Annotated in this window: 28 protein-coding genes; 10 read left to right on the forward strand and 18 right to left on the reverse strand. The window is 67.9% G+C overall.

Annotated elements, in window-relative coordinates; genetic code table 11:
• The first annotated feature begins 141 nt into the window (after positions 1 to 141).
• The gene (locus GCU53_RS25975) at positions 142 to 291 is read left to right on the forward strand and encodes a hypothetical protein (RefSeq protein WP_244307071.1); all 150 of its coding nucleotides are present in this window, start codon (positions 142 to 144) and stop codon (positions 289 to 291) included.
• 78 nt (positions 292 to 369) lie between these two features.
• On the forward strand, positions 370 to 651 hold the full coding sequence (locus tag GCU53_RS25980) for a hypothetical protein (RefSeq protein ID WP_244307073.1): 282 nt from the start codon (positions 370 to 372) through the stop codon (positions 649 to 651).
• Between the two features lie 472 nt (positions 652 to 1,123).
• Here the strand turns inward: GCU53_RS25980 and GCU53_RS06105 are convergent, their stop codons facing one another.
• Positions 1,124 to 1,879, reverse strand: coding sequence for a spermidine synthase (locus GCU53_RS06105; RefSeq protein WP_152386819.1), 756 nt, complete (start codon positions 1,877 to 1,879; stop codon positions 1,124 to 1,126).
• A 94-nt stretch (positions 1,880 to 1,973) separates the two neighbouring features.
• Between GCU53_RS06105 and GCU53_RS06110 the strand changes: the two genes are divergently transcribed.
• Together GCU53_RS06110 and GCU53_RS06115 are read left to right on the forward strand one after the other, a co-directional pair.
• Positions 1,974 to 3,317 (forward strand): class II 3-deoxy-7-phosphoheptulonate synthase, encoded by a 1,344-nt coding sequence (locus tag GCU53_RS06110; RefSeq protein WP_152386820.1) that lies wholly within the window; start codon positions 1,974 to 1,976, stop codon positions 3,315 to 3,317.
• Between the two features lie 225 nt (positions 3,318 to 3,542).
• Positions 3,543 to 3,791, forward strand: a complete 249-nt coding sequence (locus GCU53_RS06115; RefSeq protein WP_244307075.1) for a DUF2790 domain-containing protein — start codon at positions 3,543 to 3,545, stop codon at positions 3,789 to 3,791.
• Positions 3,792 to 3,856: 65 nt separating this feature from the next.
• Here the strand turns inward: GCU53_RS06115 and GCU53_RS06120 are convergent, their stop codons facing one another.
• Positions 3,857 to 4,606, reverse strand: coding sequence for a sulfite exporter TauE/SafE family protein (locus GCU53_RS06120; protein WP_152386822.1), 750 nt, complete (start codon positions 4,604 to 4,606; stop codon positions 3,857 to 3,859).
• A gap of 98 nt (positions 4,607 to 4,704) precedes the next feature.
• Here GCU53_RS06120 and GCU53_RS06125 point away from each other — a divergent pair, with 98 nt between their 5' ends.
• The 3 genes from GCU53_RS06125 (at position 4,705) to GCU53_RS06135 (ending at position 6,766) form a co-directional block, all read left to right on the forward strand.
• Entirely contained in the window at positions 4,705 to 5,661 is a 957-nt protein-coding gene (locus GCU53_RS06125; protein ID WP_152386823.1) for a LysR family transcriptional regulator, read from the forward strand.
• Positions 5,662 to 5,742: 81 nt separating this feature from the next.
• Positions 5,743 to 6,192, forward strand: coding sequence for a MarR family winged helix-turn-helix transcriptional regulator (locus GCU53_RS06130; protein ID WP_208845448.1), 450 nt, complete (start codon positions 5,743 to 5,745; stop codon positions 6,190 to 6,192).
• A 145-nt stretch (positions 6,193 to 6,337) separates the two neighbouring features.
• Positions 6,338 to 6,766 (forward strand): organic hydroperoxide resistance protein, encoded by a 429-nt coding sequence (locus GCU53_RS06135; RefSeq protein ID WP_152386825.1) that lies wholly within the window; start codon positions 6,338 to 6,340, stop codon positions 6,764 to 6,766.
• 71 nt (positions 6,767 to 6,837) lie between these two features.
• On the opposite strand, the gene efp is transcribed toward GCU53_RS06135, so the two are convergent.
• From efp to GCU53_RS06155, 4 genes are all read right to left on the reverse strand, one after another.
• The gene (efp, locus tag GCU53_RS06140) at positions 6,838 to 7,404 is read right to left on the reverse strand and encodes an elongation factor P (protein ID WP_152386826.1); all 567 of its coding nucleotides are present in this window, start codon (positions 7,402 to 7,404) and stop codon (positions 6,838 to 6,840) included.
• 43 nt (positions 7,405 to 7,447) lie between these two features.
• Entirely contained in the window at positions 7,448 to 8,581 is a 1,134-nt protein-coding gene (gene earP, locus GCU53_RS06145) for an elongation factor P maturation arginine rhamnosyltransferase EarP (protein ID WP_152386827.1), read from the reverse strand.
• 139 nt (positions 8,582 to 8,720) lie between these two features.
• Positions 8,721 to 9,194 carry a bacteriohemerythrin gene (locus GCU53_RS06150; protein ID WP_152386828.1) on the reverse strand — a complete coding sequence of 158 codons (474 nt, stop codon included), beginning with the start codon at positions 9,192 to 9,194 and terminating at the stop codon, positions 8,721 to 8,723.
• A gap of 122 nt (positions 9,195 to 9,316) precedes the next feature.
• Positions 9,317 to 9,964 carry a hypothetical protein gene (locus GCU53_RS06155; protein WP_341873588.1) on the reverse strand — a complete coding sequence of 216 codons (648 nt, stop codon included), beginning with the start codon at positions 9,962 to 9,964 and terminating at the stop codon, positions 9,317 to 9,319.
• A gap of 89 nt (positions 9,965 to 10,053) precedes the next feature.
• Here GCU53_RS06155 and GCU53_RS06160 point away from each other — a divergent pair, with 89 nt between their 5' ends.
• Positions 10,054 to 11,247: a benzoate/H(+) symporter BenE family transporter gene (locus GCU53_RS06160; protein ID WP_152386829.1), complete on the forward strand. Its 1,194-nt coding sequence runs from the start codon at positions 10,054 to 10,056 to the stop codon at positions 11,245 to 11,247.
• 6 nt (positions 11,248 to 11,253) lie between these two features.
• On the opposite strand, the gene pyrF is transcribed toward GCU53_RS06160, so the two are convergent.
• The gene (gene pyrF / locus GCU53_RS06165) at positions 11,254 to 11,949 is read right to left on the reverse strand and encodes an orotidine-5'-phosphate decarboxylase (RefSeq protein ID WP_152386830.1); all 696 of its coding nucleotides are present in this window, start codon (positions 11,947 to 11,949) and stop codon (positions 11,254 to 11,256) included.
• Positions 11,950 to 11,999: 50 nt separating this feature from the next.
• Positions 12,000 to 12,740 (reverse strand): ZIP family metal transporter, encoded by a 741-nt coding sequence (locus GCU53_RS06170; protein WP_152386831.1) that lies wholly within the window; start codon positions 12,738 to 12,740, stop codon positions 12,000 to 12,002.
• A gap of 361 nt (positions 12,741 to 13,101) precedes the next feature.
• Between GCU53_RS06170 and GCU53_RS06175 the strand changes: the two genes are divergently transcribed.
• Entirely contained in the window at positions 13,102 to 13,275 is a 174-nt protein-coding gene (locus GCU53_RS06175) for a DUF2897 family protein (RefSeq protein WP_152386832.1), read from the forward strand.
• 36 nt (positions 13,276 to 13,311) lie between these two features.
• Here the strand turns inward: GCU53_RS06175 and GCU53_RS06180 are convergent, their stop codons facing one another.
• From GCU53_RS06180 to GCU53_RS06200, 5 genes are all read right to left on the reverse strand, one after another.
• Positions 13,312 to 14,124: an OmpA family protein gene (locus tag GCU53_RS06180; RefSeq protein WP_152386833.1), complete on the reverse strand. Its 813-nt coding sequence runs from the start codon at positions 14,122 to 14,124 to the stop codon at positions 13,312 to 13,314.
• On the reverse strand, positions 14,124 to 14,474 hold the full coding sequence (locus GCU53_RS06185; RefSeq protein ID WP_152386834.1) for a DUF4398 domain-containing protein: 351 nt from the start codon (positions 14,472 to 14,474) through the stop codon (positions 14,124 to 14,126). The genes GCU53_RS06180 and GCU53_RS06185 overlap by 1 nt, the downstream gene beginning before the upstream one ends.
• An 11-nt stretch (positions 14,475 to 14,485) precedes the next feature.
• The gene (locus tag GCU53_RS06190) at positions 14,486 to 15,301 is read right to left on the reverse strand and encodes a substrate-binding periplasmic protein (protein ID WP_152386835.1); all 816 of its coding nucleotides are present in this window, start codon (positions 15,299 to 15,301) and stop codon (positions 14,486 to 14,488) included.
• Between the two features lie 95 nt (positions 15,302 to 15,396).
• The gene (locus tag GCU53_RS06195; protein WP_152386836.1) at positions 15,397 to 16,326 is read right to left on the reverse strand and encodes an electron transfer flavoprotein subunit alpha/FixB family protein; all 930 of its coding nucleotides are present in this window, start codon (positions 16,324 to 16,326) and stop codon (positions 15,397 to 15,399) included.
• A 1-nt stretch (position 16,327) separates the two neighbouring features.
• On the reverse strand, positions 16,328 to 17,077 hold the full coding sequence (locus GCU53_RS06200; RefSeq protein WP_152386837.1) for an electron transfer flavoprotein subunit beta/FixA family protein: 750 nt from the start codon (positions 17,075 to 17,077) through the stop codon (positions 16,328 to 16,330).
• A 290-nt stretch (positions 17,078 to 17,367) separates the two neighbouring features.
• Between GCU53_RS06200 and GCU53_RS06210 the strand changes: the two genes are divergently transcribed.
• The gene (locus tag GCU53_RS06210) at positions 17,368 to 19,020 is read left to right on the forward strand and encodes an electron transfer flavoprotein-ubiquinone oxidoreductase (RefSeq protein WP_152386839.1); all 1,653 of its coding nucleotides are present in this window, start codon (positions 17,368 to 17,370) and stop codon (positions 19,018 to 19,020) included.
• Between the two features lie 45 nt (positions 19,021 to 19,065).
• Here GCU53_RS06210 and GCU53_RS06215 read toward each other — a convergent pair whose 3' ends face one another.
• The 5 genes from GCU53_RS06215 to mhpD form a co-directional block, all read right to left on the reverse strand.
• Positions 19,066 to 20,340 carry an OprD family porin gene (locus GCU53_RS06215; protein WP_152386840.1) on the reverse strand — a complete coding sequence of 425 codons (1,275 nt, stop codon included), beginning with the start codon at positions 20,338 to 20,340 and terminating at the stop codon, positions 19,066 to 19,068.
• 111 nt (positions 20,341 to 20,451) lie between these two features.
• Positions 20,452 to 21,699, reverse strand: coding sequence for a 3-(3-hydroxy-phenyl)propionate transporter MhpT (gene mhpT, locus GCU53_RS06220; protein WP_152386841.1), 1,248 nt, complete (start codon positions 21,697 to 21,699; stop codon positions 20,452 to 20,454).
• An 83-nt stretch (positions 21,700 to 21,782) separates the two neighbouring features.
• On the reverse strand, positions 21,783 to 22,799 hold the full coding sequence (dmpG, locus tag GCU53_RS06225) for a 4-hydroxy-2-oxovalerate aldolase (RefSeq protein ID WP_152386842.1): 1,017 nt from the start codon (positions 22,797 to 22,799) through the stop codon (positions 21,783 to 21,785).
• An 11-nt stretch (positions 22,800 to 22,810) separates the two neighbouring features.
• Complete coding sequence (locus GCU53_RS06230; RefSeq protein ID WP_152386843.1) at positions 22,811 to 23,746, reverse strand: acetaldehyde dehydrogenase (acetylating); 936 nt, start codon at positions 23,744 to 23,746, stop codon at positions 22,811 to 22,813.
• Between the two features lie 38 nt (positions 23,747 to 23,784).
• Complete coding sequence (gene mhpD, locus GCU53_RS06235) at positions 23,785 to 24,579, reverse strand: 2-keto-4-pentenoate hydratase (protein ID WP_152386844.1); 795 nt, start codon at positions 24,577 to 24,579, stop codon at positions 23,785 to 23,787.
• Positions 24,580 to 24,756: the final 177 nt, after the last annotated feature.

Raw genomic sequence — 24,756 nt, forward strand, 5'->3', positions numbered from 1 at the left:
GCCGCCCCCCTGCGAGCAACCGTTGCCCCTATCGCATGGATGTTTGAACATATCATTGCGGCCGGACTGCCAGATCCTGCAGGGATCTGCTGTGAAGCGCCGCCATTTGCCCATCTTCTTTTCGTCGCCCTGCTCTGCACAATGGCGCTCGCCCCTCCTGCCGGCGCCGAGCCCCTGCAGTTCGCACTGCTGGCAAAGCGGGTCGACAATCCCTTCTTCCGTCTGGTCGGCGCCGGTTGCGCCGAAGCCGCCGCGGCCCAGGGCGATACCTGCCTGCTGCTCGGCCCCTAGGGGCCGGCGCATTTCCGGCTGCAGAACGAGGCTCTGGAGCAGGCGCTCGACAGGGAACTGGATGGCATCGCCCTGGCGGTGATCCACTCGAAGTGGCTGGCCGGGCGCGCCCTGAAACGGCTGGGCAAGACGCCGCTGATCACCTTCGACTCGGACCTGGGGCCCGCCGAGCGGCATCTGCGCCGCGGCTATGTCGGACTCGACAATCCGGCCTTCGGCCGTCAGCTCGGCCAGGTCGTCCAGCGCCTGCGCCCGCAGGGCGGGACGCTGTGCAATCCTGAACTCCAGCCGGCAGGAGCCCAACCTCCGGGAGCGTCTCTACGGGCTCCGCCAGCAGCTCCGTGGTACCGGAGCCCTTGACGATCAAGCCGAGCGGCTGAGTGGCGAGAATGGCTGGCACGAGCTGAGCCGCTGTCCACTGTACAGCGCCAGCGATCAGCAGAGTGCGCTGTTCCAGCTCGTCACCCTGCTGAACCCCACCCAGGTCGACACCATCGTCAGCCTTGGCGGCTGGCCCACCCACCAGGCCGGCGAGTTCCGCCGGCAGCTCGACCCGCTGCTCGCTGCGCTCGATGTGAAGGGCACACGCCCGACCCTCATCATCCCCACCGCCGAACTCGACGACGCGCAGCGTGCCCTGCTCGACGAAGGCTTGGTCCAGGCTTATCTGAGCATGGAGACCCGCGAGATCGGGCCGGCAGAGCTACTGGATGATGAAGCGCCTGGCGCAGGGCCTCGACGTCCCGGAAAAGGTGCTCGTCAAGACCCATGTCTGTCTGCCCGAGGCGCCACCGCAGGACCACGCGCGCCCCTGAGCGAATGGAGCGGCGAATCAGCTCGCCGGCCGCAGGATCTCGATCAGCGGCCACAGGGAGTAACCCAGCTGCGGCGCCAGGGCCTCGGCGCGCGCCAGCAGGCCCTCGTGGTCGAGGGACTGGTCGAGATCGGCGGGTACCAGGAGGATCACGTTGCCTTCCTTGACCGGGCACTCCCAGTAGTGGCGGTGATAAAGCCCGCGCAGCAATGCGGCACCGAGCGGCTTGCCATCGTCCCCGGCCCACTGGTTGATAACCAGCCAGCCGCCCGGGTTGAGGCGCCTCTGGCAGTCGGCCAGGAAATTCCACGCCAGATGGGCCACGTTCGGCCCGGTATCCGTATACAGGTCGACGAAGATCAGGTCGGCGCTCTCCGCGCTGGGCAACAGCTCCAGGGCATCGCCGATGCGGATGGTCAGTCGCGGATCGTCGGCGAGCCCCAGGTATTCCATGGCCAGGCGCGGCACGTCGGGGCGCAACTCGATGACCTCGACGTCCTCCAGCGGCAGGAAGGCCAGGCAGGCCTGAGTCAGGTTGCCGCCGCCCAGGCCGAGGAACAGCGCGGTTTCCGGCGCCTCGTGGCAGAGCGCGCCGAGCAGCATGGCGCGGGTGTAGTCGTACTCCAGCCAGCTGGGATCGGTGGTGAACACGCAACTCTGCTCCACCGCCTCGCCGAATTCGAGAAAGCGGTAGTCGCCGACCTCCAGTACGCGGATCAGACCGAATTCGTCACGCACCTCGGCGAGCAGGCGCTCCTCTTTTTCCATTGCCATCCCCCTGCGATGAGCCGGCTATGTTAGCAGCCGACGCGGGCGGCGATCGGTTAACATGCACGATCATGCCAAAAACAGCCTGTCCGAGCAGCCAATGAAGCAGAACTGGAGTCCCGCCAGCTGGAAAACCAGACCCATCCAGCAGCAACCCGAATACCCCGATGCCGCCCACCTCGCCCGGGTCGAAGCGACGCTGGCCGGCTATCCGCCGCTGGTCTTCGCCGGCGAGGCGCGCGAGCTGCGCCGGCTGTTCGCCGAGGTCACCCAGGGACGCGCCTTCCTGCTGCAGGGCGGCGACTGCGCGGAGAGCTTCGCCGAATTCTCGGCGACCAAGATCCGCGACACCTTCAAGGTGCTGCTGCAGATGGCCATCGCCATGACCTTCGCCGCCGGCTGTCCGGTGCTCAAGGTCGGACGCATGGCCGGCCAGTTCGCCAAGCCGCGTTCGGCCGGCAGCGAGACGGTGGACGGCGTCACCCTGCCCGCCTACCGCGGCGACATCGTCAACGGCATCGATTTCGACGAGCAAAGCCGGCTACCGGACCCGCAGCGCCTGCTGCAGGCCTACCACCAGTCCACCGCCACCCTCAACCTGCTGCGCGCCTTCGCCCAGGGCGGCTTCGCCGACCTGCACCAGGTGCACCAGTGGAACCTCGACTTCATCGCCGACGCGGCCCTGTCCGAGAAGTACAGCCAACTGGCCGACCGCATCGACGAGACCCTCGCCTTCATCCGCGCCTGCGGCCTGGAGAACGCGCCGCAGCTCCATGAAACCAGCTTCTTCACCGCCCACGAGGCGCTGCTGCTGAACTACGAGCAGGCCCTGACCCGCCAGGACAGCCTGACCGGCGAGTGGTACGACTGCTCGGCGCACATGCTGTGGATCGGCGACCGCACCCGCCAGCCGGACGGCGCCCACGTGGAGTTCCTGCGCGGCGTCGGCAACCCGATCGGGGTGAAGGTCGGCCCCAGCATGGACCCGGACGAGCTGCTGCGCCTGATCGACATCCTCAACCCGGACAACGACCCCGGCCGCCTCAACCTGATCGCACGGATGGGCGCGGACCAGGTGGAAGAGCACCTGCCGGCGTTGATCCGTGCGGTGCAGCGCGAAGGCCGCCAGGTGCTGTGGAGCTCCGATCCGATGCACGGCAACACCATCAAGGCCGGCGGCTACAAGACCCGCGCCTTCGAGAGCATCCTGCGCGAGGTGCGGCAGTTCTTCGCCGTGCACCGGGCCGAGGGCAGCCATGCCGGCGGCATCCACATCGAGATGACCGGGCAGAACGTCACCGAGTGCATCGGCGGCAGCCGCGCAGTCACCGAGGACAGCCTGTCCGACCGCTACCACACCCACTGCGACCCGCGGATGAATGCCGACCAGTCCCTGGAACTGGCCTTCCTCATCGCCGAGACCCTGAAGCAGGTGCGCCGCTAAGGTGCAGCGGGGAATCCCCGATGCCCCCTCGCGGACGGCCTGCCAAGCCACGAGCCAGGCCGGGGCCTGGCCGGCCGTCGGTGGCAATGAACTTGCATTACTCTTCTGGCCATCGAAAGTGGCCTAGCCTTTCAGAAAATGGAGTAGTCCGAACAACAACAATGCCGAACCATCGGCCCTGATATCTGAGGGGGTTGGATAAATCTCGTTTCCGAGGTGATCGACATGAAACTCTCGTATCTGGTGTTGCCCTTCTGCTGCGCGGCCTCCCTCGCCCAGGCCGCCGAACCGCCCGTCCAGCAGTACCGCTACGGCCTGCCCCTGGACATCGCCAAGGTCATTTCCATCGATGCTCCGTACGACCCCTATGTCTGCGAGATCATCGACGCCAGGATGACCTACCTGAATTCCGCCGGCGAGACCAAGGTCGTGGCCTATCGCAAGCTGTCCGCCGGCTGCCTCCTGAAGACCTGATCGCACAGCCCTCGCCCCCGCAGGGACGCGGGGTGCATGAGTGACGTCCTCTCCGCTTGCCGCCCTCAGTCGACCAGCAGAAGCAGCGCGCAGAACACCAGGAAACCGCAGAACAGCAGACCCAGCGCCCGCTCCGGCAGTGCATGGGCCATCCGCACGCCCCAGCCGATACTGAGCAGACCGCCGATCGCCAGGGGAATCCCCAGCAGCCAGTCGACCCGCCCGTGCAGCGCGTAGGTGGCCAGGCTGACCGCCGCGCTGGGTGCGGCCAGCGCCAGCGAAAGGCCCTGGGCGACGACCTGGCTGGCGCCGAACAGGGTGGTCAGCAGCGGCGTCGCCAGCACTGCTCCACCCACCCCGAACAATCCGCCCAATACCCCCGAACCGACCCCCAGCGGCACCAGCCAGGGCCAGGGCCGGCGCAGCCCGCCGCCAGGCACGCTGTGCAGGAACAGGCGCAGGGCGGTCCACAGCGCCAGCACCAGGAGAAAGCCGCCGAAGGCCAGACGCATGCGTTCGGCGTCCAGCAGGCTCGCCACCTGGGCGCCGAGCCAGGCGGCGCAGAAGCCGGTGCCGGCCATGACCAGCGCGTGGCGCAGATCGATGCGATTGTGCTGGTGATAGCGGCGCAGCGCCAGCAGCACGTTGGGCACCACCATGACCAGGGCCGAGCCCTGGGCCAGATGCTGATCGAGACCGAACAGCAGGCCCAGCACCGGAATGGCGATCAGCCCGCCGCCGATGCCGAACAGCCCGCCCAGGCAGCCCAGCACGAGCCCCAGGCCGATATCGAGAAGAAACTGCAGCAGACTCATCGCACCTCCCGGAAAAGGCACATGCTAGACAGACATGGCTAGCAGGGAAACGCAAAGCAAAGCAAAATTGCTTTGCATTATTCGCACAGCAGGTTTCCATGAATCCCGATACTCTCAGCAGCCAGCTGGAACTGTTTCTCGAGGTGTTGGAATGCGGCAGCTTCTCCGCCGCGGCCCGGCGCCGGCAGCTGACGCCCTCGGCGGTGGCGCGACGCATCGACGCTCTGGAGCAGGCGCTCGGCAGCCCGCTGTTCCAGCGCAGCACCCATGAGGTGCGCGCCACTCCCGCCGGCCTGGCCTTCGCCGAACGCGCCCGGCGCATACTCGACGAACTGCGCTTGGCGCGGGCCGAGGTGGTCTCCCTGGACAGCGCCCCGGAAGGCCTGATCCGCGTCGACGCCCCGGCGCCCTTCGGCCGCCGCCGGCTGGCCCCGGTCATCGCCGAATTCCTCGCCGCCTATCCGCGGCTGGACGTGCAGTTGCGCCTGATCGACAGCTTCGTCGATCTGCAGGGCGAGCATCTGGGCCAGGTCGACCTGGTTCTGCGCATCGGCCCGCTGACCGATAGCCGCCTGGTCGCCACGCCGCTGGCGCCGATGCGGCGCATCGCCTGCGCCAGTCCTGACTACCTGCAGCGCCGCGGCATTCCCGGCGATCCGCGCGAGCTGCCGGAACACGACGGCCTCGACTGGGACGTCCTGGCCCCACCACATGCCTGGCGCTTCGCCATCGACGGCCAGGTCCGCACCATCCGTCCCGGCCGCCGGCGGATGACCGCCAACAACGCGGAAACCCTGCTGTTCGGCGCCCTCGCCGGCCTCGGCATCGCTCACCTGCCGACCTGGCTGATCAGCGAACACCTGCTGCGCGGCGAACTGTTGCCGCTGTTCTGCGAGAACGGCCTGCCGCCGCCCGAGTCCAGCGGCGTCTATGCCCTGCGCCAGCATCCGGCCGGCGCCTCGCGCATGCGCCTGCTGCTGGAGTTCCTGAAGAACCGCTTCGGTCCGGTGCCGCCCTGGGACCTGCCCCTGCTCAACAGCCTGAGCCGTTCCTGAATCGCCAGCCGCCGGACCGATTGCATTTTGCCCGCGAAAGGCTTGCGCGCTAAATTAGTCGAAGATTACCGGGAGATCGCCATGGCCACCGACGAAACCTGTCAGGAGCTGCTGCTCGACAACCAGCTGTGCTTCGCCCTCTACTCCACCTCGCTGCTGATGACCAAGGTCTACAAGCCGCTGCTGCAGGAGCTTGGCCTGACGTACCCGCAATACCTGGCCATGCTGGTGCTCTGGGAGCGTGACGGCATCACCGTCGGCGAGATCAGCGCGCGCCTGCTCAGCGATCCCGGCTCGCTCACCCCCCTGCTCAAGCGCCTGGAGGCCGAAGGGCTGCTGAACCGCACCCGCAGCAGCAAGGACGAGCGCGTGGTGGAGCTCCATCTCACCGAACGCGGCCGGGCCCTGCACGACAAGGCCAGGAAGATTCCCTCCTGCATCGTCGCCGCCAGCGAGCAAACGCCGGACGCCCTTACCGCCCTCAAGGAAGAACTGATCCGCCTGCGCAACAGCCTGCAAAAGGCCCTCTGACCGGCTTATTCCAGTTCGTCCCGGTCGTTATCCCGAAATCTTCCAAAAATTAACTTGCGCGCAAGATAAATACGCTTTAACTTTCATCCCGCGCACTTAGTTAGCACGCAAAATTTTATCGAGCAAATAGACTGGAGATACCGCCATGCAACGTATCCAAGCTCTCTATACCGCCACAGCCACCGCCACCGGCGGCCGTGACGGTCGTGCCGTCTCCTCGGACGGCATCCTCGACGTGAAGCTGACCACCCCGCGCGAACTGGGCGGCCAGGGCGGCGAGGCCACCAACCCGGAGCAGCTCTTCGCGGCCGGCTACTCGGCCTGCTTCATCGGCGCCTTGAAGTTCGTCGCCAGCCAGAGCAAGCGGCAGATTCCCTCGGATGCCTCGATCACCGGCAAAGTCGGCATCGGCCAGATTCCCGGCGGCTTCGGCCTGGAAGTGGAGCTCGACATCCACCTGCCGGGCCTGGAGCGCAGCGTGGCCGAGGAATTGGTCGCCGCCGCCCATCAAGTCTGCCCCTACTCCAACGCCACCCGCGGCAACATCGAAGTGCGCCTGAACGTCACCGTCTGAGCCTGCGGCAGGCGGATGCCGGAAACGAAAAAGCCCGGCGCAGGGCCGGGCTTTTCTTGGCAGCGGGGAGATCAAGCCTTGACGCGGGACTTGTACTCGCCGGTGCGGGTGTCGATCTCGATGAAGTCGCCGATTTCGCAGAAGGCGGAAACCTGCAGCTCGGCGCCATTGTTCAGACGGGCGGTCTTCATCACCTTGCCGGAGGTGTCGCCGCGCACGGCCGGCTCGGTGTAGGCGATTTGGCGCACGATAGTGGTCGGCAGTTCGACGGAGATCACCTTCTCGCCGTAGAACACCGCTTCGCAGACGTCGGTCATGCCGTCCTCGATGAAGGCCATGACGCCTTCGAGGTCGCCCTTCTCGATCTCGTACTGGTTGAACTCGTTGTCCATGAACACGTACAGCGGATCGGCGAAGTAGGAGTAGGTCACTTCCTTGCGGTCCAGGATGATCGGCTCGAGCTTGTCGTCCGCGCGATACACGGTTTCGGTGCCGGCGCCGGTGAGCAGGTTCTTCAGCTTCATCTTGACCACGGCGGCGTTGCGGCCGGACTTGTTGAACTCGGCCTTCTGGATGACCCAGGGCGAGCCGTTGATGTTGGCAACCTGGCCAGCACGGAATTCTTGAGCGGTTTTCATTCGGTGTATCCGTTTGGATGAATAACGAAAAGCAGGCCGCGTATCATAGCCAATCCGTGTAAAACTGCACCAGTGCCGCGGCCAGATCCGGTCGGACGGCCTGCCGGTCGCACCAGCGCTCGGCATGGGCGCACAGCTCCGGCCACTCGCCCGTCAGTGCCGACCAGGCCGCGTCCATCGCCTGCCCGGCGTTCCAGGCACGCCAGAGTCCTTGCAGGGCGCCCGCGACACTCGGCGACAAGCCTTCGAGGTAGAGGGCGAGGAACGCCTCCAGCTTGTCCCAGTGGGCCCCCTGCGCCTGCGGATAGATCTGCCAGAGCAGCGGCCTTCCCGCCCACTGGGCGCGCAGGAAGGAATCCTCGCCGCGCACCGCGTTGAAATCGCAGCACCAGAGCAGGCGGTCGTAGGCTTCCTGACGGACGAAGGGCAGCACCTGGATACGCAGGGCGCCACGCCGATGTCTGTCGCCGGCAGTCAGCGCCGGCACGCCCAGCCAGCGCTGCAGGTCGCCGAGGATGCGCCCTTCCGGCACCAGCAACAGCGTGGGGGCGGCTTCCGCCGCCAGGGCGTCCAGCCAGCCCGGCAGGGCGGCGTTCTCATAGGCGAACAGCGAGATCAGTCGCTCGTCGGGGCGCACCGCCACACCGAGCGATTGGAGAAAGGCCGTGCGTACCGCGACGTCGGCCTGAAAGGCCCGGCGCTGCTCGACCAGGCCGCACTCGCGAAGCAGCCCGCCGGTATCCGCGGTGAAGCCGGGGAAGAAGAAGAATTTCTGCAGCCCGCCGGGTTGCAGGGACGGCAGGCCGTGGCAGCCGCCCACCCAGTCCTCGGCGCTGAGATACTCCAGATTCAGCCAGAGCACCCGGTGCCGGCAATCGGCCATGGCCGCGACATGCGCCTCGGGCAGCTGGCAGGCGAAGGCCTCGATGACCACGTCGGCCGGCTCGACCGGCTGCCAGTCCGCAGACCACCGGCATATTTCCACCCCGGCCTGCCACTGACGGGAAGCGCCGGCGTCCGCCTCGGGGCAGAGGCGCACCAGCGCCGCCAGATCGTCCACCCACAGCCTGACCCGCTGGCCGTGCTCGGCCGCCAACTGGCGGGCCAGACGCCAGGTCACGCCGGCGTCGCCGTAGTTGTCGACGACGCTGCAGAAGATGTCCCAGGAGGCCCGCATGTCCGCTCCCCTCGTCAAGGCACAGGAAAGGGCGAATTATGCCAGCGGATGGAAGTGAAGACGGGCTCCGGCAGCAGCCGGCGTCAGGGCGGAGCGGACAGGGTGTGGCGGACGGACGGGAAACGACGGAGCCGGATCGTCAGGCAGCCTCGCTCTTGCCGAAGAAGCGCTTCATGGAGCGTGACAGCCAGCCGCCGGCGCTGCGGTCGCTGGCCAGGCTCTGCATCTGCGCGCGGACCGCACCGACATAGCTGGCGTCCTCTTCCTTGATGTGGCTGAACAGCCAGCGCGACAGCAGATCCTGCAGTTCCCCGGCGACATCCTCGCCTGCCACGTAGCGCGCGCGATAGTCGGACACCCGCTTGATGAAGAGATCGTGAATGCGCTTGTGGGCGCGGCTGAACTGGTAGCCGGCATCCTCCATCAGCGACTCCTCGAAGGCGAAATGCGACACCGTGTACTCGACCAGCGCCTCGATCACCACCCCGACGGCCGCCCGGTCCTGCCCCTGGATTTCGTGCAGCTGGTTGATCATCTCGACGATGCGCCGGTGCTGCGTGTCGATCACCTCGATGCCGGTGTTCAGATCGTTGCGCCAGGTCAGATAAGCCACTCCAGTACTCCCCATCTCAAGCGGCAATGGATGCCAATGCCGCGCAGACTAGAGGGAGGCAACCATAATGGCCTTGAGCCAGATCAATCCGCTTGCCCCCCGCCGAACCGGGCACACGGGGCTCAATCGCGCTCGCGCAATTCCGCAGCCCCCGTGAAGAACACCTGCGCCAGCGCCACATAGACGCCCAGCAGGGGCAGCACGGCTTGCGCCGCGAGCACCAGGGAGGCCAGCATGAGCCCCCCGGCGATCACCAGCCAGCCCGCGCCGTACAAGGCCTTGAAGGCTTCCGGCACGGCGAGCAGACGCACCCCGAGCCATACCAGCAGGCCGCCATAGCCGATCAGCCCGGCGGCATAGAGCCAGGCCTGCCAACTGGCGAGCGGGCCGGCTTCGAAGAGCAGCGCGGCGACCTCCAGCAGGAGCCCCAGTGCGACACTCAGCCACACCGGCCAGCTCAGGCCGCGGGCGGCGAAGCGCGCTTCGGCGAAGCTCTTCAGACGAAGCAGCAGGTAATTGCCCAGCAGCACCAGGAGCAGACCGAGCCAGCTGGCATACAGGGCCACCCCACGCACCCGGGTGAGGCCGGCGAAGGACAGCAGCATGATCACCAGGGTGCCGAGCACGGTGGCCAGGGCCAACCAGCCAAGCACCCGCAGTTGGGCAGACGACCAGCCGGGCATGGGCGGCGCATCCGGGAGGGCCAGCAGGGCTCCCCGCGGCGGCGCATAGGGGTTATCGTCGCGCAGACCTGCAGGATCATCGCTCACGGCAGACTCCTCCTCCGGCCGGGCAGGTGCCCGGCACGGGCCATCTCCAGGAACTCACCGGCAACCCCACCTTGCAAGGAGCCTTCACAGTGACCGCAGCCCCGAGGGCAGTCCTCCGTCCACTGGCCGACTCGTCCCCTTCGGCGATCATCGCCGGCTTCGTCGCCATGCTCACCGCCTATACCAGCTCCCTGGTGCTGATGTTCCAGGCCGGCCAGGCTGCCGGCCTCGACAGCGCGCAGATCGCCTCGTGGATCTGGGCGCTGTCGATCGGCATGGCGGTCTGCACCATCGGCCTGTCGCTGCGCTATCGTGCGCCCATCGTGGTCGCCTGGTCGACACCCGGCGCGGCCCTGCTGGTCGGCAGCCTGCCCGGCGTCGGCTACGCCGAGGCGATCGGCGCCTACCTGCTGTGCGCCGCGCTGCTCACCGCGGTCGGCCTGAGCGGCGGCTGCGAACGCCTGATGCGCCGCCTGCCCGCCCCGCTCGCCGCCGCCCTGCTCGCCGGCATCCTGTTCGACATCGGCAGCGAGATCTTCCTTGCCGCCGAGCGGCGCCCCCTGCTGGTCGGCGCCATGTTCTTCGCCTATCTGCCGGTCAAGCGCCTGAGTCCGCGCCATGCGGTCCTCGCCGCCCTGCTGGTCGGCAGCCTGCTGGCCGGTCTGCTCGGCCTGCTGGATTTTCGCGCCGTCACGCTCGAGCCGGCGCGGCCGCTGTGGACCAGCCCGGGCTTCTCCCTGGAGGCCATGGTGAGCATCGGCATTCCGCTGTTCGTGGTGGCCATGGCTTCGCAGAACATTCCCGGCCTGGTGGTGCTGCGCGCCGACGGCTACCAGGTGCCGGCCTCGCCGCTGGTCGCCACGACCGGCCTCGTCTCGCTGCTGCTGGCGCCCTTCGGCGCCCACGGCATCAACCTGGCGGCCATCAGCGCGGCGATCTGCACCGGCCATGCCGCCCACGAGGACCCGCAGCGCCGCTATACCGCGGCGCTCTGGTGCGGGCTGTTCTATGCCATCGCCGGCACCTTCGCCGCCACCCTCGCCTCGCTGTTCGCCGCCCTGCCGGGCGAGCTGGTGCTGTCGATCGCCGCCCTGGCGCTGTTCGGCTCGATCGGCAGCGGCCTGAGCAGCGCCATGGCCGAACCCCGCGAACGCGAGGCGGCGCTGGTCACCTTCATGATCAGCGCCTCGGGGATGACCCTGCTGTCGATCGGCTCGGCCTTCTGGGGGCTGCTCGGCGGCGTGCTGACGCTGGCGATCCTCGAATGGCGCAGGCCGGCCTGAGTACAATCAGACCAGCTCGGCGACCAGCGTTGCCAGCGCCTGGGCCGGGTCGGCGGCCTGGCTGATCGGCCGACCGATGACCAGGTAGTCGGAGCCGGCCTCCAGCGCCTGATGCGGGGTGAGGATGCGCCGCTGGTCGTCCTGGGCGCTGCCGGCCGGCCGGATGCCCGGGGTCACCAGCTTCAGCTGCGGATGGGCGGCCTTCAGCGCCGGCGCCTCCTGGGCCGAGCAGACCAGCCCGTCCAGCCCGGCCTGCTCGGCCAGGGCAGCCAAGCGCAGGACCTGCCGCTGCGGCTCGACATCCAGGCCGATGCCGGCCAAGTCCTCGCGCTCCATGCTGGTCAGCACCGTCACCCCGATCAGCAGCGGTCGGCGGCCGTTGATGCCGTCCAGGCTCTCGCGGCAGGCGCGCATCATGCACAGGCCGCCGGAACAGTGCACGTTGACCATCCACACCCCCAGTTCGGCGGCGGCCTTCACCGCCATCGCCGTGGTGTTCGGGATGTCGTGGAATTTCAGGTCGAGGAATACCTCGAAGCCCTGCCACTGCAGCGTCTCGACGATGCCCGGGCCGCAGCGGGTGAACAGCTCCTTGCCGACCTTCACCCGGCATTGCGCGGGATCCAGCCGGGCGGCCAGCGCCAGGGCGGCCTCGCGGCTGGGAAAGTCGAGGGCGACGATGATCGGGGTCTGGCAGGACATGGGGAAGGGCTCCGGAAAGATCGCTATGGCTCGCAATTGTAGCGGACGCCCTAGGACAAATGCTCCAGCGCGAAGGCGAGCATAAAGCCCGCCAGGGTGATCAGCCCGGTCAGCGCGTGAGTGGCCTTGAAGGCCTCGGGAATCAGGGTGTCCACCAGCATGCAGAGCACCGCGCCGGCGGAAAAGCCCAAGGCGAAGGCCAGCCAGCCCGGCGACAGGTCCGCCAACAGGGCCGGCCCAAGCATCGCGGCAAGGCCCGAGAGGCCGACGATGGCGCCCCAGAGAGCGAACACCTGGCGCCGACCGTACCCTTCGGCACGCAGGCTGGCTGCACTGGCCAGCCCCTCCGGCAGGTTGGCGAGCAGCACGGCGACCACCAGCACCAAGCTCGGCCGGCCGTCGCAGAGCAACCCGAGGCCGAGCGCCAAGGACTCGGGAATGCCGTCGAGAAAGGCGCCGGCGGCAATCAGCAGGCCGACCAGCGACCCCCTGCCCATCCCTCTGGCACGATGCCGGACCTCCAGACGGTCGAGCTGCTCGTTGGCCAGGACGAAGGCCACGCCGCCCGCCAGCAGACCGGCCAGGGTCGGCCAGAGCCCGCCGAGCCGCTCAGCCTCGGGCAGTTGCTCGAAGCACAGGGCGGCGATCAGCACGCCGCTGCCGAAGGCCATAACCGCGGCGACCAGGCGCTCCGACAAGCGAGCCCCGAAGCCCAGCCAGGCGCCGAACAGCAGGCTGCTCGCCGCCAGCCAGCCCCAGAGCCCCGCCTGCAGTATCAGCGATTCCGGCATGCCTTCCCCCCTTTTGCCGGGGCAAGGCTACCCATTTCTCCCGCCATGCCGCCAGCACCGCGCTCCGGCCGTCAGGCGCTGGCACAGGCGGCCAACGCTCCCGGCAGGGAAAGGAAGGTCCTGCGCTCGGCAGTGAGCAGGCGGCCCGCCAGATCGCTTATGCTCATGATGACGGGCAGTGCCATGCCGGGCCCGAGCGGAAGGGCAAGGGCACTGGAGGATAATCGGCAGGCTCCGTGTCGCGGGAAGGCGCCACTCAGGCAATACCGAATCGACACCCTGTGGCAGTCGCCCTGCCCTTCCCGCCGTCACGCCACCCGATGCCCCCGCAGCCCGTGGGGGCCCTGCGAGAGAACACGACATGCCCTGGTACGTCTGGCTGATACTGATACTGGTGTTTGGTTTCGTGATCGGCAGCCTGCTGGTGCTGCGCGACACCGCGAAGAAACTGCCTCTCAGCGAGGAACAGCTCGAGCGGATTCGCCAGCGCAACGCCGAGCAGGACGCCGAGGAACGACGGGAAAAGGAAAAATGACCTCGAGCCGCGCCCGCCATCCGGCGGGCGCGAAAATCAGCGCTCCGCGCCCAGCCTGCCCTCCTCGTCGGAGAACACGATTTCCACCCGGCGATTGCGTGCACGGCCCCGGCTGGACGCGTTCTCGGCGACCGGGTGGGCCTCACCGTAGCCGGCGACCTGAATGCGCTTGCCGTCGACCCCCAGGTCCACCAGCATGTCCCGGACCGATTGGGCGCGCCCGCGGGACAGCTCGAGGTTCAGCTGGTCGTCGCCCTGGCTGTCGGTATAGCCCTCGATGCGCACCACGCGGCGCTGGTTGAGACGCAGGAACCTGGCCACCTGCAGCACGGTGCGCGTCGCCGTCGAGCGCAGCTCCACCTGCCCGGTATCGAACAGCACGTCGCCCAGGGTCATCACCAGACCGCGCTCGGTTTCGGTAGTGGCCAGGCCGACCAGTTGCTCCTCGAGCCATTGTCCCTGCTGCTCCGCATTGAGCAGGCGGGCCTCGCTCAACGCCAGCTGCAGGCGCTCGCGCTCCGTCTCCAACTGGGCGACGCGCTCGGCCGCCTGGCGCTGCGCGCCATGCTCGCGGGCGATCTGGGCATAGCGCCGGCTCAGGTAGGCATAGTGGAGGACATCCTCCTCGCTGCCCCGGTAGCCGGAAAAGCGCTCGGCCCGGAGCAGCGACTCGTCGGCCCGGGCCAGATCCTTCTCGGCGCTGAGCCGTACCGCCGGATCGGTGCGGATGGCCAGGAGTTCGGCCCGGGCTTCGTCCATGGCGTGCAGCGCTTCCGGCGAGGTGGTGGCGCAACCGCCCAGCAGCGCCAGGGCCAGCAGGGCGAACGGAAAAGCATGCCGTCCCTTCATCAGAGTTCCCCCAGTTGCTGACGCAGCGCGCCGATCTGCTGCTCGAGTTCGGTCGTCTGCTTGCGGCCCTTCTGGGTCAGCACCTGCGCCTCGGCCAGACGTGCATCCAGCTCGGCCTGCTCGGCCAACATGCGCGCCTCCTTGTGATGGCCGGCAGCCAGTGCGGCGCCGGCCTGTTCGAACTTGCCCTGCGCGAGGGCCAGCTCCGCCTGCTCCTCGCCGGCGCCGACGGCCCTGGCCTGCTCCAGCGCCTTTTCGCTCAGGCGCAGTTGCTCGTGCGGTGCGGGATCGCTGGCGCAGCCGCCCAGGGCGAGGAGAAGCAGGGCAACGGAAAAACGTGCGCTATTCACGGGGTGGATTCCTACTTGGCAACGGGTGAAGACGGCAAGCCCTGCGCCTTCCAGCGCGCGGCATTGCGTTGCAACAGGCTTTCCGCCAGTCCGGCGGCGTCCAGCTCGGCCAGCCTGGTCGCCAGCCGTGCGCGCAGCTCCGGTGTGTTGCAGGCGGAATCGCGGCCCACGGCCAGGTACAGGCCCTCGCTGAGCAGCGGCGGCAGCGGCTGGATTTCCGCCAGCATGCCCAGCGACTCGGCAGCCGCCTGGACGGCATGCCGCTCGCCGAGCAGGTAGGCGACCTCGCCCCGCTGCAGCATCCGCAACGCCTCGCTCAGGGTCAGCACCTCCTCGAGCGGCAGGGCGGTACTGGACAGCAGGTCGAATTCGCGGGCGAACCGGTCGTTGGCCAGGATCGCCCCCCGATGGCCATACAGATCGCTCCAGCCACCATAGGGGAAGACCCGGTCCTTGCGCACCCAGACCACGGCGGACTGCACGAAGAGCGCCGGCTCGACGAAATCCAGCGACGCGCGACGAGCACTGTCGGGAAAGCTGCCGAGCAGCAGGTCGATACGGCCGCTCGCCACGTTCTCCTCGGCACGTACCCGGGAACCGGAGCGGATCAGGTCGATCTTGACGTCCAAGGCCTTGGCCAGCAGCTCGAGCAGGTCGGCGCTGGCGCCGATCAACTGCCCGGAACCCTGCGGATCGCGCCAGAGATAGGGGGGCTGTTCGGGATCGCCGGTGGCGACCAGCCGCTCGCAGGTACCGGCCGCGCCCGCCATGGGCGAGACCAGGCCGGCCAGCAGCGCCAGCAGCGCAGGAAAAAAGCGGTTCTGCATGGAGTTTCCGCGGAAGGCATGGATGGGGGCTCGCCGGGGCCCAGTTGCACGAAGCCCGCTCGATGAGCGGGCTTCGTGTCCGGCCGGAAGACAGCTCAGAGCTGCTTTTCCAGTTCCGGCAGCACCTCGAACAGATCCGCCACCAGGCCGTAGTCGGCCACCTGGAAGATCGGCGCCTCGGCGTCCTTGTTGATCGCCACGATCACCTTCGAGTCCTTCATCCCCGCCAGGTGCTGGATCGCTCCGGAAATCCCCACCGCGACGTACAGGTCCGGCGCGACGATCTTGCCGGTCTGCCCGACCTGCATGTCGTTGGGCGCAAAGCCCGCATCCACCGCCGCCCGCGAGGCGCCCACCGCCGCCCCCAGCTTGTCCGCCAGGGCGTACAGCAGCTGGAAGTTCTCCCCGCTCTGCATGCCGCGCCCGCCGGAGATCACCACCTTGGCCGAGGTCAGCTCCGGACGGTCGGACTTGGCCAGCTCCTCGCCGACGAAGCGCGAGGTGCCCGCCTCGCCCGTGCCGGCCACGGCCTCAATGGCCGCGCTGCCGCCCTCGCCTGCCGCCGCGTCGAAGGCGGTGGCGCGCACGCTGATCACCTTGATCGGCGCGCTGGACTGCACGGTGGCGATGGCGTTGCCGGCGTAGATCGGCCGCTTGAAGGTGTCGGCGCTTTCCACCGCGACGATCTCGGAGATCTGGTCGACGTCCAGCAGCGCGGCCACGCGCGGCAGGTAGTTCTTGCCGTTGGTCGAGGCCGGCGCCAGCACGTGGCTGTACCCCTTGGCCAGGCCGGCGATCAGCGGCGCGACGTTCTCGGCCAGCAGGTGGGCACAGGCCGCCTCGTCGGCGACCAGCACCTTGGCCACCCCGGCGATCTTCGCGGCGCTCTCGGCGACGGCATGGCAGCCGCTGCCGGCCACCAGCACGTGGATGTCTCCGCCGATCTGTTGTGCAGCTGCGACGGTGTTCAGGGTCGCGGCCGCCAGTACCGCGTTGTCGTGTTCAGCGATTACCAGGATTGCCATCTCAGATCACCTTCGCCTCGTTCTTCAGCTTCTCCACCAGCTCGGCCACCGAGCCCACCTTGATGCCGGCCTGACGCTCGGCCGGGGCCTCGACCTTGAGGGTCTTCAGGGTGGAGGCGACCGATACGCCCAGATCCGCCGGCTTGACGGTCTCCAGCGGCTTCTTCTTGGCCTTCATGATGTTCGGCAGCGAGGCGTAGCGCGGCTCGTTCAGGCGCAGGTCGGTGGTGACGATGGCCGGCAGGCTCAGCTCGAGGGTCTGCAGGCCGCCGTCGATCTCGCGGGTGACCTTGAGCTGGCTGCCTGCGACCTCGACCTTCGAGGCGAAGGTGCCCTGGGCGTAGCCGGTCAGCGCGGCGAGCATCTGCCCGGTCTGGTTGTTGTCGCTGTCGATGGCCTGCTTGCCGGTGATGACCAGCTGCGGCTGCTCCTTGTCGACCACCGCCTTGAGCAGCTTGGCCACGGCCAGGGAACCCAGCTCCTCGTCGGTCTCGATCAGGATCGCACGGTCGGCGCCGAGGGCCAGGGCGGTGCGCAGCTGCTCCTGGGCCTGGGCCGGGCCGACGGACACGGCGACGATCTCCGTGGCGATGCCGCGCTCCTTCAGGCGCACCGCTTCTTCCACGGCGATCTCGCAGAAGGGGTTCATCGACATCTTGACGTTGGCCAGGTCGACGCCGGAGCCATCGGCCTTGACGCGGACCTTGACGTTGTAGTCGACCACTCGTTTGACAGCTACAAGAACCTTCATGGATTCCTCGTTACTCTCCGGTAAGTGAAATGTCGCCAAGGCAAGCAATGGCCTGTGGTTGACGGCCGGAGCCGACGTCAGCCCCCTGCGGCGAGCGTAAAAATGGCCGTATCTTGACTGCAGGCCACCTCCCGGTCAACCAAGAGCGGCCCGGCTTTCCGGGGCTCCGGCAGTCGCCTCCGCGGCAGTGCGTTCCCGTCTTTGCATTGGTCCGGGCGAAGGGGCCGGATATATAATGATCGACCCCCATCCGGGAACATGCGTAGAGAGCCCCGAGCAGGAGATAGTTTGTGGAACGCGAATACATGGAATTCGACGTCGTCATCGTCGGCGCCGGTCCCGCCGGTCTGTCGGCCGCCTGTCGACTGAAACAGCAGGCCGCCGAATCTGGCCAGGAGATCAGCGTGTGCGTGGTCGAGAAGGGTTCCGAAGTCGGCGCCCACATTCTCTCCGGCGCCGTCTTCGAGCCGCGCGCCCTGAACGAGCTCTTCCCGAACTGGAAGGAGCTGGGCGCCCCGCTGAACACCCCGGTCAAGCGCGACGACATCTATTTGTTCAAGAGCGCCGAGAAGGCCAGCAAGCTGCCGAACGCCCTCGTGCCCAAGACCATGCACAACAAGGGCAACTACATCATCTCCCTGGGCAACCTGTGCCGCTGGCTGGCCCAGCAGGCCGAAGCCATGGGCGTGGAGATCTACCCGGGCTTCGCCGCCCAGGAAGCGCTGATCGACGACACGGGCGTGGTGCGCGGCATCGTCACCGGCGATCTGGGCGTCGACCGCGAAGGCAAGCCCAAGGACAGCTACACCCCCGGCATGGAGCTGCGCGGCAAGTACACCCTGTTCGCCGAGGGCTGCCGCGGCCACATCGGCAAGCAGTTGATCGCCCGCTACCGGCTGGACGGCGAGGCCGACGCCCAGCACTACGGCATCGGCATCAAGGAGATCTGGGACGTCGACCCGGCCCGCCACGAGCAGGGCCTGGTGGTGCACACCGCCGGCTGGCCGCTGGACGACGAGAACCCGGGCGGCTCCTTCCTGTATCACCTGGAGAACGGCCAGGTAGTGGTCGGCCTGATCGTCGACCTGTCCTATAGCAACCCCTTCCTGTCGCCCTTCGACGAGTTCCAGCGCTACAAGCACCACCCGGTGATCGCCCAGTACCTGGAAGGTGGCAAGCGGGTGTCCTATGGCGCCCGTGCCATCTGCAAGGGCGGCCTGAACTCGCTGCCGAAGATGGTCTTCCCGGGCGGCGCACTGATCGGCTGCGACCTGGGCACCCTGAACTTCGCCAAGATCAAGGGCAGCCACACCGCGATGAAGTCCGGCATGCTGGCCGCCGACGCCGTCCTCGCCGCCCTCGCCGGCGGCAGCCAGGGCGGCGACGAGCTGAACGGCTACATCGAGTCGTTCAAGTCCAGCTGGCTGTACGAGGAGCTGTTCCGCAGCCGCAACTTCGGCGCCGCCATCCATAAGTTCGGCGCGTTCAAGGGCGGGGCCTTCAACTTCATCGACCAGAACCTGTTCGGCGGCAGGATCCCGGTCACCCTGCACGACAACAAGCCGGACCATGCCTGCCTGAAGCTGGCCTCCGAATCGAAGCGGATCGAGTATCCGAAGCCGGACGGCAAGCTCAGCTTCGACAAGCTCAGCTCGGTGTTCCTCTCCAACACCAACCACGAGGAAGACCAGCCCTGCCACCTGCGGCTGAGCGACCCGAGCATCCCGATCACCCGCAACCTGCCGCTGTACGACGAACCGGCGCAGCGCTACTGCCCGGCCGGCGTCTACGAGATCGTCAGCCAGGACGACGGCAGCCCGCGCTTCCAGATCAACGCGCAGAACTGCGTGCACTGCAAGACCTGCGACATCAAGGATCCGGCCCAGAACATCACCTGGGTGGCGCCGGAAGGTTCTGGCGGGCCGAACTATCCCAACATGTAAGTGAAACCATCGAGGCTCCTGCAGGAGCCTCGAATCTTTCCGCCCCTACCAGAGCCTCCAGGTATAGTCGACGTTGATGCGCGTCTCGTTGTCGTCGCGCATCGTCGCGTTGGCCGCGAAGCTGTTCTGGTAGCGCGCGTTGCGCAGGCGCAGCGCCAGGTTCTTCAGCGGGCCCGACTGGACCACGTAGGACAGTTCCAGGTCCCGCTCGCTCTCGCTCTGCCCGCTGCCCCCCAGGCGCGCCGGCAGCTCGACGTTGGTGCCCCGCATGAAGCGCAGCATGCCGGTCAGCCCGGGGATGCCGACCGCGGCGAAGTCGTAGTCGTAGCGCAGGTGCCAGTAGTGCTCGTCGGCGTTGAGAAATTCCGAGCTGAGCGCGTATTCGGAGATCAGATGCGGCTCCGAGCCGGCGATGTAGGGCATCGCCGAGTCGCCGCTGGACAGCGCGCCGCCCACCGTCAGCCGGTGCCCGCCCAGCTTGTAGCCGAAGTTCAGGCCGACGTATTGGTTGTCGACCGAGCCGGCCTTGCCGTCGCCCTCCTCGTCGCTGAAAAACCAGCGCAAATCGGTCTTGAACTCCCCCGGCCCCAGCTTGAACTGGTGGATCGCGCCCAGGTAGTGCTGCTGGTAGATCTCGTCGAGACGGGCGTGGTAGTAGCTCAGGGTCAGCGCTTTCGTCAGCGCGTAGTCGCCGCCGAGGAAGATGAACTCGTCGGACTCGGCGGTGCCGTCGAAGCGGCCGTTGGGCGCGGCGATGGCGATCTTCTGGTAGTCGGTGGAGTCGCGCTGGTTCATCCGGTTCAGGTAGCCGCCCTGCAGGCTCAGCCCCGGAATGTCCGTGGAGCGCAGGTGGCCGCCCTTGAAGGTCTGCCAGAGCAGACGGGCCGGGCTACTGATCAGGATCGGCAGGCGCGGCATCACGGTGCCGACGTGCAACTCGGTCTTCGAGTAGCGCATCTTGCCGGTGATGCCCAGCTCGGAATACTCCTGCGCGGCTTCGCCGCTGCCGCGCTGGACCGGCAGCAGGCCGGTGCCGACCCGCTCGCGCGAGGAGTCGAGCTGGACGCCGAGCATGCCCTGCAGGTCGAGGCCGAAGCCGACCGGGCCCTCGGTGAAGCCGGACTTGAGGTTGAGGATGAAGCCCTGCGCCCATTCGCGGCGCGCCGAGACGTTGGTCTCGCCCTTGTAGTCGCGGTCGAAGTAGAAGTTGCGCAGGGTCAGGCTGCCCTGGCTGTCCTCGATGAAGCCGCCTGCCTGCGCCGTTCCCTGGGCGAGCAGCAGCAGGGCTGCGCCGGCCGCGCCCCGTCGTGTGTCGAGCATGTCGGTTACCTTTTATTGTTCTTGTGGTCTGCCAGCGCCCCGCAGCGGGACGGCGGCGAAGAAACGGTATGGGGAAATGCAGCGCGGCTCCGCCGAACCGCGCCGATTGGATCAGGCCAGCGCGCTCCGGTCGCGACGCCGGCCGAGCAGGTAGAACACCGCGATGCCAGCGAGCACCAGACCTGGCGCCGAGGCCAGCATCACCCCGGCGCTGCCGAAGCCCAGCGCCAGCATCTTGCCAGCCACCAGCGGGCCGCTCATGGCGCCCAGGCGGCCGACCGCCACGGCGCTGCCGACCCCGGTGGCACGGACTTCGGTGCGATAGAACAGCGGCGCCAGGGCATAGAGCACGCCCTGCCCGCCGGTGGCGAACATGCCGGCGGCGAAGCCGGCCACCAGCATGCTGGCGAACGCCTCGGACAGACCGAGCGCCGCCAGCGCGGCAAGCAGGCCGAGATAGATCAGCCCGGCCATCGCCAGCGGCCGCAGGTGCTCCATCAGCATGCCGAGCATCAGGGTGCCGACCGCCGCACCGATCTGCAGGGAGAACATCACCCAGCTGGCCTCTCTGCCGGTGAACCCCTGCCCCACCAGCAGGCTCGGCAGCCAGCTGATCAGCATGTAGACGACCATCAGGGTGAAGAAGTAGGCGCCCCACAGCAGCAGGGTCGGCAGCGCACTGCCGTTATGGAACAGGCCCTCGACGACCGGCACGGATGCGGCCCGGGTGGCCGCCTGCTGGCGGGCGCGAAAGGCCGCCGACTCGGGCAGCCAGAAGGCCAGCAAGGGCACCACCAGCAGCGGCAGCACGCCGCCGACGTAGTAGACCACCGTCCAGTCGGCAGCGAAGCCGGCGATGCCGATGGCAGCCGCCAGCGCCGCGCCCAGCGGCACGCCGCAGTACATCAGGGTCACCGCGGTGCCGCGCAGGCGCGGGCCGGCCGCCTCCGAACACAGCGCAATCAGGTTGGGCAGCGCCGCACCGAGGCCGACGCCGGTCAGCAAGCGCGCCGCCAGCAGGCTGTAGAGCTCCCAGGCATGGGCGGTGGCGATGGAGAACAGGCCGAACAGCGCCACCGAACCGATCAGCACCCACTTGCGGCCGATGCGGTCGGCCAGCCAGCCGCCGACCAGGGCGCCGGGCAACAGGCCGAGGATACCGGCGCTGAACACCCACCCCATGTGCAGCCTGTCCAGACCGAAGGCCGCGGCCATGCCCGGCGCCGCGATGCCCGGCGCCTGGAAGTCGATGCCCTCCAGCAGCGCGACGGCAAAGCACAGGGCGATGGTCAACCAGGTTCGCCGGGCGTCCTGTTCCGTCTCTGCAGGCGCCAGATGTTGCGTGGTGTAGGTTGTCATTATTGTTGTACCTATGGTTTGTGGGGACGTGCGTAACCGGCCGGCCGCCCGAAGGCCGCCGGCGCAGCTGTGGTTTTTCGGGTTCAGCGCTTGAGCAGGTCCAGCGCCACGTCGACGATCATGTCCTCCTGGCCGCCGACCATCCGCCGCCGGCCCAGCTCGACGAGGATGTCCACGGTGCTCAGGCCGTATTTCTGCGCCGCCACCTCGGCATGGCGCAGGAAGCTCGAGTAGACGCCGGCATAGCCGAGCGCCAGGGTCTCGCGGTCGACCCGCACCGGACGGTCCTGCAGCGGGCGGACGATCTCGTCGGCGGCGTCCATCAGGGTGTAGAGGTCGGTGCCGTGGTTCCAGCCCAGGCGCTCGGCCGCGGCGATGAACACCTCCAGCGGCGCGTTGCCGGCCCCCGCGCCCATCCCGGCCAGGCTCGCGTCGATGCGGTCGCAGCCTTCCTCCACCGCGACGATGGAGTTGGCCACCCCGAGCGACAGGTTGTGGTGGGCGTGCATGCCGGTCTGGGTCGAAGGGTCGAGCAGGTCCTTGACCGCGCGGAAGCGCTCGCGGATGTCCTGCATGCCCATCGCCCCGCCCGAGTCGACCACGTAGATGCAGGTGGCGCCGTAGCGCTCCATCTTCTTCGCCTCGACGGCGAGGTTCTGCGGGCTGGTCATGTGGCTCATCATCAGGAAGCCCACGGTGTCCATGCCGAGTTTTCGCGCGTGCTCGATGTGCTGCCTGGACACGTCGGCCTCGGTGCAGTGGGTGGCCACCCGGACGATGCGCGCGCCGGCTTTATAGGCATTGTCGAGGTCGTGGACGGTGCCGATGCCGGGCAGCAGCAGGGTGGCGATCCGGGCGTGGCTCACTTCGGCCACCGCCTCGATCCACTCCAGATCGGTGTGCGCGCCGAAGCCGTAGTTGAAGCTCGAACCCTGCAGGCCGTCGCCGTGGGCCACCTCGATGGAGTCGACCTTCGCCTGGTCCAGCGCGCGGGCGATGGCCTGCACGTTGGCGATCGAATACTGGTGGCGGATCGCGTGGCTGCCGTCGCGCAGGGTGACGTCGGAGATGTACAGCTTCTTGCCGGGATTGAAGGTCATGGCGGGTCTCCTTACGCGTTCAGCATCGACTGGGCCATGCGCTCGGCGGTGGCCAGCGCGGCGGAGGTCATGATGTCCAGGTTGCCGGCGTAGGCCGGCAGGTAGTGGGCGGCGCCCTCCACCTCGAGGAACACCGAGGTCTTCAGGCCCGAGAGATGACCGAGGCCGGGGATGTTCAGCGGCGCGGAGTCGGGAATCACGTCGAACTGCACCCGCTGCTTGAGGCGATAGCCCGGCACGTAGGACTGCACCGCCTGGGCCATCTCCGCGATGGACGCCTCCACCTGCGCCTGGTCGGCGAGATCCGACAGCACGTAGACGGTATCGCGCATGATCAACGGCGGCTCGGCCGGGTTGAGGACGATGATCGCCTTGCCCTTCTGCGCCCCGCCGATCACCTCGATGGCTTTCGAGGTGGTCTCGGTGAATTCGTCGATGTTGGCGCGGGTGCCGGGGCCGGCGGATTTCGAGGCGATCGAGGCGACGATCTCGGCGTAGTGGACCCTGGCGACGCGCGACACCGCGGCGACCATCGGGATGGTGGCCTGGCCGCCGCAGGTGACCATGTTGACGTTGGTCTCGTGGAGGTTCCGCTCCAGGTTGACCACCGGCACGCAGTAGGGGCCGATGGCCGCCGGGGTCAGGTCGATCATGCGCAGGCCGGGTTTCAACCCACGGAGGAACACGTCGTTCTTCACGTGGGCGCCCGCCGAGGTGGCGTCGAAGACGAAATCGATGTCGGCGAACACCGGCAGGCGGGTCAGGCCCTCGACGCCCTCAAAGGTGGTGGCCACGCCGAGGCGCGCGGCGCGGGCCAGGCCGTCGGAGGCCGGGTCGATGCCGACCATCGCGCCCATTTCCAGATGCTGGCCGTGGCGGAGGATCTTGATCATCAGGTCGGTGCCGATGTTGCCGGAGCCGACGATGGCGACTTTCAGTTTTTTCATGCTTGTTCTCACTGATACACCCGCAGGAGGGAAGCCGCTCACGCGGCGCTGAATGTGATGCCGACGGCACCGATGCCCGGGATATCCGCTTCGAAACGATCGCCCGCGACCACGCCGACCATGGGGCCCAGCGCCCCGGTAAGGATCAGGTCGCCGGCCTTGAGCGGCTCGCCCAGGCGGGCCATGGTGCGCGCCAGCCACACCGCGGCGTTCAGTGGATGGCCAAGGCATTCGGCGCCGCTGCCGCTGGAAACCTCCTCGCCGTTGCGGGTCATGCGCATCGCCGCCTGGCGCAGGTCGACATCGGCCAGCCGGCGCGCCGGGCCGCCGAGCACGAAGCAGCCGCTGGAGACGTTGTCGGCCACGGTGTCGACGAAGCGGATGTTCCAGTCCTGCACCCGCGAACCGACGATCTCCAGCGCTGGCAACACCCAGCCGGTGGCCGCGACCAGCTCGGCGAAGGTGGTGTCGGCACGTGGCAGGTCGCGCTCGAGGATCAGCGCGATTTCCGCCTCGATCTTCGGCTGCAGCACGCGCGTGAAGGGCACCACCTCGTTGTCGCCGTAGCCCATGTCGGCGAACAGGGTGCCGAAATCCGGCTGGTCGACGCCGAGCTGGGCCTGCACCTTGGGATTGGTCAGGCCGATCTTGCGGCCGACCACGCGGCGGCCGGCAGCGACGCCGTGGGCGATGTTGAGGCGCTGGATGGCGTAGGCGGCCGCGCCGTTGTCTTCGCCGATCAGTCCGCGCAGCGGCTCGACGGCCACCCCGCTCGCCTCGGCCTCGCGCAGGACGGCGGCCAGTTGTTCCAGGATCTGTTGGGTCACGCTCATGGAGTACCTCGCAGGGTGCGGGCCGATCGAGCCGAAGCCGGCGACGCTGTTCCGTAGGCTGGCGGTTGTACGCTTGGGCTCATTGTTGTTTCCCACAGGGGGCTTTCCGCCATCGGGGGCGAGTATAGGAATGCCCTCAAAACCCCTACAATGAAAAAACTCCCCCACGTGCACTTA

Origin of the sequence: Azotobacter salinestris, assembly GCF_009363155.1 — a bacterium.
Taxonomy (GTDB): Bacteria; Pseudomonadota; Gammaproteobacteria; order Pseudomonadales; family Pseudomonadaceae; genus Azotobacter; species Azotobacter salinestris.